The sequence below is a fragment of the Formivibrio citricus genome (assembly GCF_900115065.1).
In the GTDB taxonomy this organism is placed as follows: domain Bacteria; phylum Pseudomonadota; class Gammaproteobacteria; order Burkholderiales; family Chitinibacteraceae; genus Formivibrio; species Formivibrio citricus.
This window is the reverse complement of record NZ_FOVE01000004.1, coordinates 137,899-150,731: the sequence shown is the minus strand read 5'-3', so window position 1 is coordinate 150,731 and position 12,833 is coordinate 137,899. Positions and strand designations below refer to the sequence as shown.

Here is a 12,833-nt window from a genome sequence, read left to right as displayed (position 1 = left end):
ATCACTGCCCTGCCAGTGTTGGCAGCAATACGCGATAAATGCTTATGAATGCAGGTCCGAGCAATACAAGAAGCATGGAAGGGAAAATACAGAAAATCAATGGAAACAGTAGCTTGAGCGGTATCTTGGCCGCGGCTTCCTCGGCGCGCAGGCGGCGCTTGGTGCGCAGGCTGTCTGAATGCACGCGCAGCGAATCGGCCACGCTGGTGCCGAAACGATCAGCCTGAATCAGCATGGCAACGAGGGTGTCGACTTCTTCAACCCCGGTGCGCAGCGCCAGGTTTCTGAGCGCTTGAGCCCGCGAGGCGCCAGCCCGCAACTCCAGATTGACGAGGTGCAATTCGTTTGCCAGTGTGGGGCTCGTCAGGCGCATTTCTTCCCCGACCCGGCCGATTGCCGCATCCAGTCCCAAGCCGGCTTCGACACAGACGGTCATCAGATCGATAGCATCGGGAAAGTGTTCGAATATTTCCCGTTTGCGATAGGCAATCTGTCGTTCCAGGAGTACGTTGGGCAAGAAATAGCCGATTGCAGCCAGCAGGACGATAAGCAAGAGAAATACGTGCTGATTGATTGCAGCCCTGGAGATCCCGCTGTAAAGCAGCAATACGCCAGGAAGAAGCAATGTCAGGATTGTTTTGGCGGCAAAAAACAATACCGGTGCGGAAGATGTCTGGTAACCGGCCGTCATGAAACGAATCCGCAACGTTGATTTCTCCCAGCCTTCGGCGGGCAGGGAAAGCTTGGCGATCGGACCGCTCAATTTCACAATGTGCTGAACCCAGACCGGAGCGGGGGCTTCCGAAGCTGGAGTCAGCTTCGGTTCGGCGAGCTGCTCCAACCGTTGCTGGATCGGGCGCGGCCCCAGTTGCGACAGAATGATCATCGCGACCACAAAGACCGCCAGGAAAACGACGGACAGATAGATGATTTGCAAGGTAGTCATGATTTAGCCCACCTGTTCCATGTATTTATTGGTTTAGACCCTGATCTTGATGATGCGCCACATCCAGAAAATGCCCAGGAGCATGAGGATCAAAGCACCGAAAACCATTTTTCTGCCGAAAGGGTCGGACCACAACACACCAATGAATTGGGGATGGATGATTCGAATGACGCCGGCCAAAGCGAAAGGCAGTATCGTAAGAATCCAGGCTGACAATCGGCCTTCCGCCGACAGTACCCGAATTGCGCCAAGCAGTTTGAAGCGAGCGCGGATCAAGGCACTGATGTTGTCGAGAAGCTCAGCCAGATTGCCCCCGGTTTCACGCTGGATCAGTACGGAAATCACGAAATAGCGCAAATCGGTGACGGGTACGCGGGAGGCCATATTATTCAAGGCTTCCGATAGCGGGATGCCGTAATTGAGCTCGTCAAACGTGATGCGAAATTCTCCGGCAATCGGTTCCGGCATTTCCTCGCCCACCGTTTTCAGTGCTCCTGGCAGCGCATGCCCGGCCCGCAATGCGCGAGCCATTAGATCGAGCGTGTCGGGCAATTGTTGTTCGAGGGCGTCGAGGCGTTTTTGTCGACTGTTGAGGACCATGAAGAGCGGCAGGAAGCCTGCCAGGATCATGATTGCAACGATGAAAAATGCGCTGAATGAAAGGATTGCGGAGACGGTGAGCCCCAAGCCTGCGGCCAGGAGACTCAATCCGAAGAAACCGGCCACATTGATGCGCATCCCCGATTGCAGCAGCAACCTGTCCAAGTGATGGATGCGCGGAATCTGCATCAATAACCGGTCAAGGGCTGGCGTCTCACTGAGCAGACGATTCTTGACGATGGACAGCTCCTGCGTGCCGCTATCGCTGCCAGCAGACAAGGCCCGCAGCCGTTCTTCGATACGCCTGGCTTCCGGCCCCCTGTAGGTGTTCCAGGTCAGGTATGCCCCTTCCAGGAACAACACCACGGCGAAGAAACCTAGTACGACGAAGGCATAATATAGGTAGTCCATGATTGGCTCCTATTCGTATAGCCGCGTCGGATCGAACATCTCGTCACGCAAGCGAATGCCATGAACACGCAATCTTTCGGCAAACTTGGGCCGGATGCCTGTGGCGCGGAAATGACCGACAACGACGCCTTCCGGCGAAATGCCGGTTTGTTCAAACTTGAAAATTTCCTGGGTCGTGATGATGTCACCTTCCATACCGGTGATTTCTTCGATGCTCATGATCTTGCGTTTCCCGTCGGATAGCCGGGAAACGTGAACCAGAGCGCTAAGCGCCGAGCTGATCTGTTGGCGCATGGCTTTGGGCGGCAGGATGAGGCCACCCAAACCAATCATGTTTTCCAGTCGCGTTAGCGCGTCACGTGAGGTGTTGGCGTGGATGGTAGTCATCGAACCATCGTGGCCCGTATTCATGGCCTGCAGCATGTCCAGTACTTCTGCGCCACGAACTTCCCCAACGATGATACGGTCGGGGCGCATGCGCAGACTGTTTCTGAGCAATGCACGCTGGGTGACCTCTCCCTTGCCCTCAATGTTGGGCGGGCGTGTTTCCAGCCGGACGACGTGAGGTTGCTGCAATTGCAACTCGGCTGCGTCTTCGATGGTCACGATACGTTCTGTAGGCGGAATAAATCCGGACAGGATGTTGAGCAGCGTGGTTTTACCGCTGCCGGTGCCACCGGAAATCAGCATGTTGACGCGTGCCTTGACCAGCCCCTCAATGATTTCCGCCATGTCCGGCGTCAGGCTTTTCAGGGCAAGAACGTCGTCCATGCGCAAGGGCGTCACGGCAAACTTGCGGATCGAGAGCAGTGGCCCGTCCACTGCCAGTGGCGGAATGATGGCATTGACCCGTGAACCGTCTGGCAAACGGGCATCGACCATGGGGCTGGATTCATCGATGCGCCGGCCCACCCTGGAAACGATCTTGTCGATGATTTTCAGCAAGTGGGCATCGCTGTCGAAGGTCACATTGCTGGACTCCAGTTTGCCACGGCGTTCCACATAGACCTGCTTGTAGGTGTTGACCAGAATGTCCGAAATGGTGCTGTCGGCGAGCAGTGGCTCAAGCGGACCCAGGCCCAGCACTTCGTGCTGAATGTCGCGGATCAGGGTTTTGTGTTCCGTATCGTTGATGGGCTCGGTTTCTTCTGCCAGCAGGCGCTCGACCATGATCCGCAACTCTTCCAGTAGTCGTTCGGTCGAGAGCGTTTCCATGACCGCAAGATCCACGCGGTCCAGAAGTTTGCGGTGAATGCGCGACTTCAACTCCTGATAGGCGCGGTTGTCGTAGAAGCCGGCCTGTTGCTGGGGCGAAACCGGGGCCAGTACGGTATCGTGTTGAATGGTTTCCAGACGTTCCCTTAGTGACATGATCGTCCCCTCAGTAATCTCAAATTGGCCAGGCAGGGCATGCATGCCTGTGCGCCGTTCTATTAACCAAACAGACGAGTCAGCCAGTTGCCGGACTTGTCATCGGGTACTTCAAGCAAGGTTTTTCCCATCTGCTCCAGCGCCTTGGTGACCGTGTCGTGCGGTGCGATCTTCATGACAGCGATCCCCTGATTCACCGATGCGGAAACGGCTTTGAAACTGTTCGGAATGGTATGGGCCACCTTCATGCCCAGCGTGTGTTCGACATCCTCCAGGCGAATGTCGCCACCTTTTTCGTAGCGGTTGACGATGAGATGAATTTTTTCCTGGCCGTATCCCAGTGATCTGAATGTGGCCAGCAGGCGCTTCGCATCGCGAATGAAAGGCAAGGTTTCCTGCAGAACGGGGAAAACCAGGTCTGCTCGATCCAGGGCCCGTACGTTGACCGCATCCAGGCTGCGGCAAGCATCGAGAATGACGAAGTCGTAATGCCGGGTTGCCAGCTCGATCAGTGCATCAAGGTGCGCTGTCTTGACTTCCGTGGCGCGCTCCGGACTTTCCGGTGCGGCTAGAATGCCGAAATTGGGCAATATTTGAACCATGCTAGATGCCAGGAAAGATGCATCCAGACGCTGGATGTTGTTGCATAGATCGGCAAGTGTCGTGGTGGGCGGATGGTCGTACACGAACAGCGAGGCATTACCGAAATTCAGGTTCAGATCCAGGAGGGCAACGCGCTTTCCTTCTGCTGCCGCCAGGATATAGCCCAGGTTGACCGCGAGGAAGGTTGCGCCGCTGCCGCCCTTGCAGGCCAGAAATGCCAGCACCTTGCCTTTGTGGTTGGTGGCATGCATCAGCGCACTGCGTTTCTGTATCCGCCAGATGGCATCGCGCAGTGACTGGCTGGACAAAGGCAGCGAAAGCACTTCGCGCACGCCAATACGCATGGCTTCGGTCAGGAATTCCTGCGATTGCGATTCGGTCAGCAGAATGATGGCCATGTCGGGATGGTGCAGGCTGATGAGTTCGATCCCTGCCAGTTGGGCCTGATTGGCGTGGGCCGCATCGAAAATCAGCAGATTGGGGTGTGCCTGATTGACTGCAGATTCTGCCTGGGATACACCACCGGTAAAAAAGGAAGCATCAAGCGCGCTGCTGTCGGCAACAAGAAGGCGGCGCAGTTCATCCAGATTGTGCTGGTTATGTGAAACGGCGACGATTTTCATGATGCTCTCCCGAAAACGGCCTTTCTACTTGCTTTATAGGTGGTATCCCATGCTTTCTGCCGGCATGGTGACCGTAGATGCAGGAATGGGGATTGCCAAAAAGGTAAACAATCCCATCATGGGCGCATAGCTTGCCCCGCTAATGGAGACACGAACGCTTGCAATGCAGGTGGGCGTATTACCCAAACATGCCGCGATATTGGCAGAGGGGTCGCTGGGTAGCGTGGTCAGGACGGCGCCATTCACGTCCAGATATTCAATGTTGATATTGGCCGCGGCCACTTCTGCGCCTGCTGGCAAGGCTGTTCCGTCAAACAGGGCCAGGCTTTTTATCGTGGCGTCCTGATCTACCCAGCGCACCACGGCTTCCCGTCCTGCTCGACGGGTGACCTCCTGAACACTGTTCCAGACGTAAAACACCCGGCCGAATTCGATGATGCCAAGCAACAGGGTGAAGAACACGATGGCAACCAGAGCAAATTCGACGGCCGATGCGCCTTGCTGGCGATGCTGGCGCAGTCTGTGGAGGAGTCGTGGCAGGGTGTTCATGGCGCTCTCCTCAACGCATATAGCGCATGGTGGTATAGGGGGAGAGCGAGCCGGTCCAGCTTGTTGTTCCGTTGGGTGTGAACACTGGAACCCAGCCACCGATCGTCACGGGATAGGCATTGATGCGTACCGTCACATAGTTTGGTGCGGCGCAGTCGGGATCGCATTCCACCGCCACATGGCCGGTATTGAAATCAGGAATATTGGCAGCGCTGGCGGCGTTGACCACGATTTGCTTGGCCAACGCAATCCGCCCCCCTTCGCTGGGAGCCAAGGGCGGGGTGGTCCGCGAATCGGTCAGAAACCGCGCGGCATCGCGCGTGCTTTTAACCAGGGCATCGTAATACCAGAAGGTTTTGCCGAACTCGATGAGACCTGTCACGATGATCAGCAGAAAAACAATGAGCAGCGCGAATTCGATGGCCGCAGCGCCGTGCTCTCTACGCTTGATCGATACCATGTGCTGAGTGCCCATTTGGATTCCCCTTATCGATACAGCCGGATTTCGCCAGTCGGAAGCGGGTTGGGCAGCAATCCGCCGAATTCGACATAAATTTCCTTGTCAGAAGGCGTGTTCGCCTTTTTCTGCAGGAAAAACTTGCCAACGCCTAGAACTGTTGCGGTTCGGCAAACGCCACCAGCGGCTGTGCATTCCAGGATGGTCATGTTCATTACGCGTCTTCCGGATTTGCTTGCGCTTGTCGGGGCTGTAAAGAAATTCCCGGAGGTTTGGGCATAAGGCGAAGGCTCTGGATAGCTGGTGGCGCTTTGTCCACTGTACAGCGATGACCATTGGGCCGTTGTTGCGCCTGTGGGGCGGAAAGCTGACCACAGGACGCCGTAATCCGTGGGCGCGCGCGGGGTGCCATATGGAACTGGTCTGTATTTTCCGGCTGCATCGGTGATGAAGCGGATGCTTTGCTGTGTGGGATCGGTTCCCATCCAGTCTCGCGGCGAGCCGGCGGTGGCGCTGTCATAGATATATTCTTTAACGTTGGTATCGGCCGGCGCGGTGCTTGGGTCACACTTGTTTTTGGAATTGAAAACCCCAAAGCGGGAATCAACGGCCTCCAGTTGCGGATCGGAAATACCGGTGTTGGTATTCACGGTCTGGCCGACTATCGGGGTATAGCTGACTCTGCCTGTACAAACATAGGGAAGCGTGTCGTTTGTGCTGGTGACAGGGCAGTTCCCCGGAATATTCGATTCTGGATCAAGCCAGTACATGGTGCCTGGCCCCAATGGGTTGGAATCGCTGACTTTGTAGGTAACACCGCGTTCATAGCCCAATTCATTGGTTGTGCCCGGATCCTCAAGTTTGCAGACGGCAATGGGAGCAACATCGACCGTGTATTTCCCGGCTACCGCCATGCCGTAGGTCTGCGTCTGCAGGGTGTTCCAGATGGGGGCAAACCAGGCATCCAGCGAGCGTTGCCCCGTGTCGACCTTGAGAAAGGTTTTATCTGCGGCCAAGGTACTTGAAGTGACACTGCTGATGGCCACCATGCAGCCGTCATCCGGGCAACTGCCGACCATGAGATTGGCTGCATTGATGGTTACTGCGGTTGCATTGAGGTCGTATTTGTTCAACCCGGCGGTCTGGATGGCTTGATTTTGCGCGCGCGTTATCCCCGCTACAGTGCCATCCAGTTCTTTTGCGCCGGACAGCGCAGCCGCATCTGCGGCATTCTGCAATTCCGTTTTTGCGACGTAGAGGTGACCGAGATCCAGCACCAGCGCCAGCATGCCCACCAGAATGAACAGGGACAGGCCGACAATGATGGCTACCGCGCCGTGTTGGCGCCGCATGGAATCGGGCACAGGGCGAGTCAGGTTTTTCATCTCGATCACCTCCTTGCAGGCGTTTGTGCAGCTACTTGCTTGTAGTGCTGCCGCTGCTTCCCGAACCGATGCCGATCGTAAAGGTATTGGTTGCAGGCTGCTGCGTTTCAAAGGATTTGTGATACTTGTCGACTACAGTGTCAGCACCCTTGCCGTCCAGCCCGGTTGCCGCTTTTTTGTTCAGCGGCGCATCCGGATGCAGTGTTTGCTGGGCTTTGGCTGCGGTGACGGCATCGCCGAATTTGCTGTCGAGAACCGGCGTAGAGCTGGCGCAGCCCGCCAGGGCAGCACAGATTCCCAGCCCGGCAAGAATCAATTTGATGGACAGGTTTCGCATGGCAGTCTCCTTCATTTCATCTGGAAGCCGCTGGGGGCAGGGGTCGGCTGCGGATTCCCCGTGGCTGCTGGCGCTTCGGTCTGCGGTGCTGCGGCTGGCTTGCTTTCGCTCTTGCCCTCAAGCTTGCCATCCAGGAATAGATCGGACTTGGAAGGCGACTTGTGTGCGTCGGTCGGCAGGGCATAGTTGGGCGCAAGCGGTTTGACGAGACGCGGCGTGACGATGATCAACAGCTCGGTTTTTGCCTGCTGGTATTCCGTGCTGCGGAACAGCGCGCCCAAGACCGGAATGTCGCCCAGCAGCGGGAAGCGGTTGATCGATCCGCGGGTGTTGTCCTGCAACAGGCCGCCGATGGCCAGGGATTGGCCTTCGTATAATTCAACCGTGGTCGATACGCGGCGAGTGGTCAGTGTGGGTACCAGTGTGTTGCTACCCAGACCGGTACTGGCGACAGAAGTAAACCCGACCAGATCAGTGACTTCCGGTTGTACCCGCAGATTGATTCTTCCTTCATCCAGTACGGTTGGTGTGGCTCTTAAACCAACGCCGAACTGTTTGCTTTCCATGGTGATGGTGCCGTTCGACTGAGGTACCGGGATCAGTATTTCGCCCCCAGCCAGGAAGCTGCCCTCCTGACCGCTGATGGCCACGATGTTAGGTTCGGCCAGGATCTTGACCAGGCTATCCTTTTTCTGGGCATCGACTAATGCAGAGACATTGCTGACACTGCCGGGCGCGGTGCCGTCCGTGCCAAAAATGTTGGGCAGGGTTGTGGCCAGACCGGTCGCGCTGGTTGCCCGTGTGTTGCCAAGCGTTCTGGAAAGAATGCCCGAATTGCCGCCAACGATGCCGTACAGGAAGTTGGCGCCGCTTTGCCAGGAGAAATTCAGCCCCAGCTTGTCCAGATCGGTCCGGTTGATTTCGGCTACTTTTACTTCCAGCATCACTTGCTGCACGGAGGATACGCTCAGCATGTTGATCACTTTTTTGCCGGCAAACGCCTCGGCCAAAGCGACTGCGCGATCAGCCTTCGTTGCGTCGGCTACCGTGCCGCTGAGTACGATGGTATCCGATGCCGCAAATACCTTGATATTGCGCTCTTTGGGGAGGAGCTGCTGCAACCTGGCTTGCAAAGAGGCGGTATCCAGCCCCACCGCAACATCAACGATGGTGCTCTGGCCGGATTTGCTCCACAGCGTCAGGTTGGTTGCCCCGACTTTCTTGCCGAGTAGATAAATCTCGCGAGGGTTGAGTAGAACCACGTCAACAATATCCGGGCTTCCTATCGAAACGCGGGTTGCTGGTGCGGGTAGTCGCAATAGTGTCGACTTGCCCACAGTGGCCGTGATGTGAGATGCGAACTCAATCGGGCCGCTTGGCATCTGGGATGCTTCCTTTGCCGGTGCCGTGCGCTTGGCTGCGGCTGGCTTCTTGGCCGGTTTGGCCTGGGATGGTTCGGCCGCTTGCAGGGGCGAGGTCAACCACAAGCTCATTCCCAGTGCAACGGCCAGAGCCTTGATGCCGGCCTTTGGCTGCATGGTGTACTGCATTTCCTGTTTGCCCATTTCAACTCTCCCGATTCAAAGACTTTAAGAATTCGACCCTTGCGAGCAATCTGATTTACAGGTGGGAGGCTAGCTCCAGCACCGCTGGACTGTCAGAACTCACTGCTCGATTTGGTCGTACCCTTGATCACTTCCACCTTGTCTCTGGCCGGAGCCTTGATGGTGGCCGGTTTGCGAGGAACGACTTTTTTTACAACAGGTTTTTCTGCGCTTTGGGGTTGCGGAGCGGCAGCCTGTTCAGGGGTGCCGCTTAGCAGATCGCGCTTGAATGCGCCCGCCGTAGTGACCGGAGAGGCATCCACCTGATTTCTGAGAACCAGCGACAAGGAGCCGATGCTGCGTGCAAGATCCAGTTTTTCAGCTTGATCCGGCGTGACTTCCAGCGTAACGGCATTGACCACCTTGGGCTTGGTTTCATCCCGCCCAGCCTCTTGCGCGATGGCCAGCACCAGAATGCGTTCGAGCACGATCTTGGAGATCGTCTTGTCCTTGGTGTTGTTGCCCTTGGCGCTTTCGGATTCGGTATTGACGATCACGTCAACGTAGTTGCCTGGCAGGGCAAAGCCTGCCACGCCGACGACATCGTTGACCCGGACGGTGATGGCGCGCTTGCCCTCGCCGATAACGGCCGATAGTCCGCCTTTCGTCCCGACAGGCGCAAGCTTGGGTTCCAGAATCGGCTCGCCCTTGAGTACGGTGACCTTCAGTACACGCGGTTCCAGGGAAGTCGGATCCTTGAGCATCTTGCCCAGCGCTTCTTCGCCCTGCATTGCGCCGGGCGGAATGCTGTTTCGGGGCCATTCGACCAGGGTTAACGTCTCAGGGGTGAGGCGTGTGCCCAAGCTCAGATCCTTGGCGGCAACGACCACTTTGCTGGTGGTGAGCGATCCTTGCTGCCTGACCCAGTTAGATGCCAGGAAAACGGCAGCCAGCCCGATGATCAGCGAGACCGCGATCATTATCACTGCTCTCGTGTTTTTCATCTCTCTTCCCCTTGCTAATCGTTGAGATCTCAGGTGTTCCGGGAAACTTTCTCAAGTGAAGTTGCTGTACACCGGTCGTTCGAGACGGGTTTTACTGCTACAGGTGATTGCCTGTTGGTGCGCCCGCCTGAGCGACCTGTGCGCGCAAACTCATCAAGTCGGTTTTTCATAGTCCCTTGCAAAATAATTGCTCCAGGCCCAATCCAAAAATTCCGGTGTCATTTCCGGTGGCTTGTTGCTGTAGCGTGCGATATCCCGAACCTGGCCGATGATGTCGCGCGGAATGCAGGCAAAAAGGGGCCGGCCTTCCTTGTGGTGGAGTTCTTGCAGCAGGTAATCGAGGCCGTCTTCGGAAAATGGCACGTCCATTTCCGTGCAGACTTGTCTGGCAATGTTGCGATAGTCCTGTTCTTCAAGCGCGCCGACATAGATCTTGTAACCCAAGCGGCGCAGGAAGGCTTCGTCGGCCAGATCTTGCGGTTTCATGTTGGTGGAAAAGACCACGATCACGTCGAACGGCACCATGAATTTCTTGCCGGTATGCAGTGCCAGGTAATCCACATGCCGATCCAGCGGCACGATCCAGCGATTGAGCAGTGAAAGCACGGGTGTCAGTTGGCGGCCAAGGTCATCGATGATCAGCAGGCCATTGTTGGCTTTGACCTGCGGAGGGGCCTGATAAAAGCGCGTGCTGGTATCGAAATCCAGGTCCAGCATCGGCAGCGTGAGCTCGCCCCCGGTGGTGACTACGGGACGATGGCATCGCACCCAACGCGGATCGCAGGCGCGTTTGCCGTCCAGACTGATATTGGCCTCGGTCTGCGGGACTGGCCTGTGCACCAGCGGATCGAATACCTGGATGATGGCTTCATCCACGACCACGGCATAGGGAACGGCCACATCGCCGGAGAGTAGACCGACCAGATGTTCCGAAATGAAACTCTTGCCGCTGCCGGCAGGGCCATAAACGAAAATCGCACGCCCCGAGTTCATGGCCGCACCAAACTGTTTGAGAATGTTTTCCTTTACGACTATCCCTTCGAACGCCTTGACGATGTCGTCATGCGTCACCACCATGTTCGAAACGGATTGTTGCTGGATTTGCCGGATATAGTCTTCCAGGCTGACGGGGGCCGGGCCGGCGTACTGGCTTTTTTGCAGGAAATCTTCAGCGCGCAGGCGCCCCAAGTCGGTCAGGGTGTAGGAAGTCGAGGTATCCGTGCCGCTGCTGCGGGAGACTTCACACAAGCGCTCGGTGCGCAAAAAGGCCAAGAGCGGTTCGAGTACGCCGATCGACAGTTTGAGGTGATCGGCGATTTCAACCAGACGCAACTGACCGCGCATGAACAGGACTTTGGTCAGCAGCTCTACCTGGAACAGAAAGTTCAGGCCGGTATCCCCGACGTTGCGGGGTTGCGGGGGGATCAGGGTTGGGGCTTGGCTGGCCTCGGCAACTTCCTCTCGCCATATGTTTCTGGTGGACATCATCATTATTTTCTCCACCTGTGTGTTTTTATTTCGACAGCAGACAGTTTTTTGTCATCTGCCGTTCTGGAATTTCATCGTTATTTCACGCTAGACCAGATTTTGCTGCTGTGCACTCAAAAATCTGCAAACGGCATGCTGGCCGAACTTTGAAGCTGTTTACATCCAGCCGATGTAGCGTAAAACCAGAAACCCCAGCGTGCCTGTGGCGATGGCCACGGCATAGGGCAATTTGCCGACCGATTGCGGTCCGGCTTCCATGATCGGCATTTGCTTGAGACTTACGTCGATCATGCCGTTGGTCAGCATGGCTTTGATGTTTTTCAGCATCTGGCCAAGTTTGCCGGCATGTAGTGCCAGCGCTAATGCCATCACTCCGCCGGCGAGAAAAGTGCCAAGGATTGCACCCGGCAATCCGCTTGGCCCCAGAAAACCGCCAACCACGGCCATCAATTTGACATCGCCTGCACCTAGCGCGCGCAGCAGGTAAAAAGGTAAAAATGCTGCTAATCCCAAGGCAAAACCTCCCCCTGCGCTCAGTAAGCCGGGAAACCCGGCCTGCCAAGCTCCAAGGAGAATGGCCAAAACCAATCCCGTCAGGATCAGGATGTTAGGAATGCGATGACGCTTTATGTCGCCCCAGGCTGCGATCACTAGCAGCAGCCCCAGTACGCCAGCCTTCACGCTATCCATCTATCCTCCCGACGGGATTGGGTTTCCCGTTGAGCTTCCCGTGAACCGCGAAATTCGCGATTACGACGCGCAGCCTGACGGGTTTGAGACACAGTCGGCGATCCTGGTCCACATCTCTTGCAGCGAGCTGCTCAATGCCATCAGGCCGCCCAGAATGGCTACCGCGATCAGGGAGGCTAACAACGCATACTCGATGGCGGTTACGCCTTCTTGATCCTTGCAAAAAGTGCGCAGGAACAAGCAGATTCTTTTCATAGCGAGGCCTCTTGGTATGCGATTAACCAAAAAAGACCGCCCCCACGCAGAAAATGTAGGAGCCATATCCTGCGTGGAGCAAACCATTTACGGAGTGGTCAGCTTCCCGGCAATGTAACTGAAGACAGCATTCAAGTTTGTCCCCACCAATGCCACGGCAGTAATGATCACCACAGCAATCAACGAAGCGATCAGGCCATATTCAATGGCTGTTACGCCTTCTTCTTCTTTCAAGAAGCGAGTGATACTTGTGCTCAAGGTTTTCATGATGCTCTCCTTAATGGAATGAAAAACAACGTTGTGCGACAACGTTTACAGTCTCCCTGGGTGGTAAAACGAATGCATTGCTTTATCGTTCTTTTAGGCGGGATAAGTCTCCTGCACATTTTTACGCTAGCCCCCTTTACGTTTTATGCAAGGAGAATGTTGCGGTACAGCAGCCCGACTGCGAGGCAGGTAAAAAGCGACTCAGCGCAGATTTGTAACCCACGTCAACAGAACCTAGACTGGCTTAAGACCTCCTTGCGAGAGTAATCAACTTATGCCTGACGTTGACAGTGCGTTGAACTC

The 12,833-nt window shown here is 56.0% G+C and carries 15 protein-coding genes; 1 reads left to right on the top strand and 14 read right to left on the bottom strand.

Going from position 1 to position 12,833, the window contains the following annotated elements; all coding sequences use genetic code 11:
- Position 1: 1 nt before the first annotated feature.
- The 11 genes from BMZ36_RS04005 to BMZ36_RS03955 form a co-directional block, all read right to left on the bottom strand.
- Positions 2 to 946, bottom strand: a complete 945-nt coding sequence (locus BMZ36_RS04005; protein ID WP_091191676.1) for a type II secretion system F family protein — start codon at positions 944 to 946, stop codon at positions 2 to 4.
- A gap of 33 nt (positions 947 to 979) precedes the next feature.
- Complete coding sequence (locus BMZ36_RS04000) at positions 980 to 1,957, bottom strand: type II secretion system F family protein (RefSeq protein WP_091191673.1); 978 nt, start codon at positions 1,955 to 1,957, stop codon at positions 980 to 982.
- 9 nt (positions 1,958 to 1,966) lie between these two features.
- Positions 1,967 to 3,328 (bottom strand): TadA family conjugal transfer-associated ATPase, encoded by a 1,362-nt coding sequence (locus BMZ36_RS03995; protein WP_091191808.1) that lies wholly within the window; start codon positions 3,326 to 3,328, stop codon positions 1,967 to 1,969.
- Between the two features lie 62 nt (positions 3,329 to 3,390).
- On the bottom strand, positions 3,391 to 4,554 hold the full coding sequence (locus BMZ36_RS03990; protein WP_091191671.1) for a CpaE/TadZ family protein: 1,164 nt from the start codon (positions 4,552 to 4,554) through the stop codon (positions 3,391 to 3,393).
- Positions 4,555 to 4,587: 33 nt separating this feature from the next.
- On the bottom strand, positions 4,588 to 5,103 hold the full coding sequence (locus BMZ36_RS03985) for a TadE/TadG family type IV pilus assembly protein (protein WP_091191668.1): 516 nt from the start codon (positions 5,101 to 5,103) through the stop codon (positions 4,588 to 4,590).
- 10 nt (positions 5,104 to 5,113) lie between these two features.
- Entirely contained in the window at positions 5,114 to 5,578 is a 465-nt protein-coding gene (locus BMZ36_RS03980) for a TadE/TadG family type IV pilus assembly protein (RefSeq protein ID WP_218142624.1), read from the bottom strand.
- Positions 5,579 to 5,589: 11 nt separating this feature from the next.
- Positions 5,590 to 7,056, bottom strand: a complete 1,467-nt coding sequence (locus BMZ36_RS03975; RefSeq protein ID WP_143085965.1) for a pilus assembly protein TadG-related protein — start codon at positions 7,054 to 7,056, stop codon at positions 5,590 to 5,592.
- Complete coding sequence (locus BMZ36_RS03970) at positions 6,977 to 7,282, bottom strand: hypothetical protein (RefSeq protein WP_091191806.1); 306 nt, start codon at positions 7,280 to 7,282, stop codon at positions 6,977 to 6,979. The genes BMZ36_RS03975 and BMZ36_RS03970 overlap by 80 nt, the downstream gene beginning before the upstream one ends.
- Before the next feature lie 11 nt (positions 7,283 to 7,293).
- Positions 7,294 to 8,847, bottom strand: coding sequence for a type II and III secretion system protein family protein (locus BMZ36_RS03965; RefSeq protein WP_218142623.1), 1,554 nt, complete (start codon positions 8,845 to 8,847; stop codon positions 7,294 to 7,296).
- 92 nt (positions 8,848 to 8,939) lie between these two features.
- Complete coding sequence (gene cpaB / locus BMZ36_RS03960; protein ID WP_091191661.1) at positions 8,940 to 9,830, bottom strand: Flp pilus assembly protein CpaB; 891 nt, start codon at positions 9,828 to 9,830, stop codon at positions 8,940 to 8,942.
- A gap of 153 nt (positions 9,831 to 9,983) precedes the next feature.
- Positions 9,984 to 11,174, bottom strand: a complete 1,191-nt coding sequence (locus BMZ36_RS03955; RefSeq protein WP_245747765.1) for a DUF8689 domain-containing protein — start codon at positions 11,172 to 11,174, stop codon at positions 9,984 to 9,986.
- On the opposite strand from BMZ36_RS03955, the gene BMZ36_RS14710 reads away from it, so the two are divergent.
- Positions 11,136 to 11,468, top strand: coding sequence for a hypothetical protein (locus BMZ36_RS14710; RefSeq protein WP_245747764.1), 333 nt, complete (start codon positions 11,136 to 11,138; stop codon positions 11,466 to 11,468). The genes BMZ36_RS03955 and BMZ36_RS14710 overlap by 39 nt on opposite strands.
- 6 nt (positions 11,469 to 11,474) lie before the next feature.
- Here BMZ36_RS14710 and BMZ36_RS03950 read toward each other — a convergent pair whose 3' ends face one another.
- The 3 genes from BMZ36_RS03950 to BMZ36_RS03940 form a co-directional block, all read right to left on the bottom strand.
- On the bottom strand, positions 11,475 to 12,008 hold the full coding sequence (locus tag BMZ36_RS03950) for an A24 family peptidase (RefSeq protein WP_091191659.1): 534 nt from the start codon (positions 12,006 to 12,008) through the stop codon (positions 11,475 to 11,477).
- A gap of 60 nt (positions 12,009 to 12,068) precedes the next feature.
- Positions 12,069 to 12,263 carry a Flp family type IVb pilin gene (locus BMZ36_RS14790; protein WP_091191656.1) on the bottom strand — a complete coding sequence of 65 codons (195 nt, stop codon included), beginning with the start codon at positions 12,261 to 12,263 and terminating at the stop codon, positions 12,069 to 12,071.
- 87 nt (positions 12,264 to 12,350) lie between these two features.
- Positions 12,351 to 12,530 (bottom strand): Flp family type IVb pilin, encoded by a 180-nt coding sequence (locus BMZ36_RS03940; RefSeq protein WP_091191653.1) that lies wholly within the window; start codon positions 12,528 to 12,530, stop codon positions 12,351 to 12,353.
- Positions 12,531 to 12,833: the final 303 nt, after the last annotated feature.

What these genes read in the sequence shown, in the direction of transcription:
- BMZ36_RS03940 (WP_091191653.1), bottom strand. Translation starts at nt 12,530, where the DNA reads ATGAAAACCTTGAGCACAAGTATCACTCGCTTCTTGAAAGAAGAAGAA.
- BMZ36_RS03965 (WP_218142623.1), bottom strand. Translation starts at nt 8,847, where the DNA reads ATGGGCAAACAGGAAATGCAGTACACCATGCAGCCAAAGGCCGGCATC.
- BMZ36_RS03950 (WP_091191659.1), bottom strand. Translation starts at nt 12,008, where the DNA reads ATGGATAGCGTGAAGGCTGGCGTACTGGGGCTGCTGCTAGTGATCGCA.
- BMZ36_RS14790 (WP_091191656.1), bottom strand. Translation starts at nt 12,263, where the DNA reads ATGAAAAGAATCTGCTTGTTCCTGCGCACTTTTTGCAAGGATCAAGAA.
- BMZ36_RS03995 (WP_091191808.1), bottom strand. Translation starts at nt 3,328, where the DNA reads ATGTCACTAAGGGAACGTCTGGAAACCATTCAACACGATACCGTACTG.
- BMZ36_RS03980 (WP_218142624.1), bottom strand. Translation starts at nt 5,578, where the DNA reads ATGGGCACTCAGCACATGGTATCGATCAAGCGTAGAGAGCACGGCGCT.
- BMZ36_RS03970 (WP_091191806.1), bottom strand. Translation starts at nt 7,282, where the DNA reads ATGCGAAACCTGTCCATCAAATTGATTCTTGCCGGGCTGGGAATCTGT.
- BMZ36_RS04005 (WP_091191676.1), bottom strand. Translation starts at nt 946, where the DNA reads ATGACTACCTTGCAAATCATCTATCTGTCCGTCGTTTTCCTGGCGGTC.
- cpaB (WP_091191661.1), bottom strand. Translation starts at nt 9,830, where the DNA reads ATGAAAAACACGAGAGCAGTGATAATGATCGCGGTCTCGCTGATCATC.
- BMZ36_RS04000 (WP_091191673.1), bottom strand. Translation starts at nt 1,957, where the DNA reads ATGGACTACCTATATTATGCCTTCGTCGTACTAGGTTTCTTCGCCGTG.
- BMZ36_RS03955 (WP_245747765.1), bottom strand. Translation starts at nt 11,174, where the DNA reads ATGCGCGGTCAGTTGCGTCTGGTTGAAATCGCCGATCACCTCAAACTG.
- BMZ36_RS03990 (WP_091191671.1), bottom strand. Translation starts at nt 4,554, where the DNA reads ATGAAAATCGTCGCCGTTTCACATAACCAGCACAATCTGGATGAACTG.
- BMZ36_RS03985 (WP_091191668.1), bottom strand. Translation starts at nt 5,103, where the DNA reads ATGAACACCCTGCCACGACTCCTCCACAGACTGCGCCAGCATCGCCAG.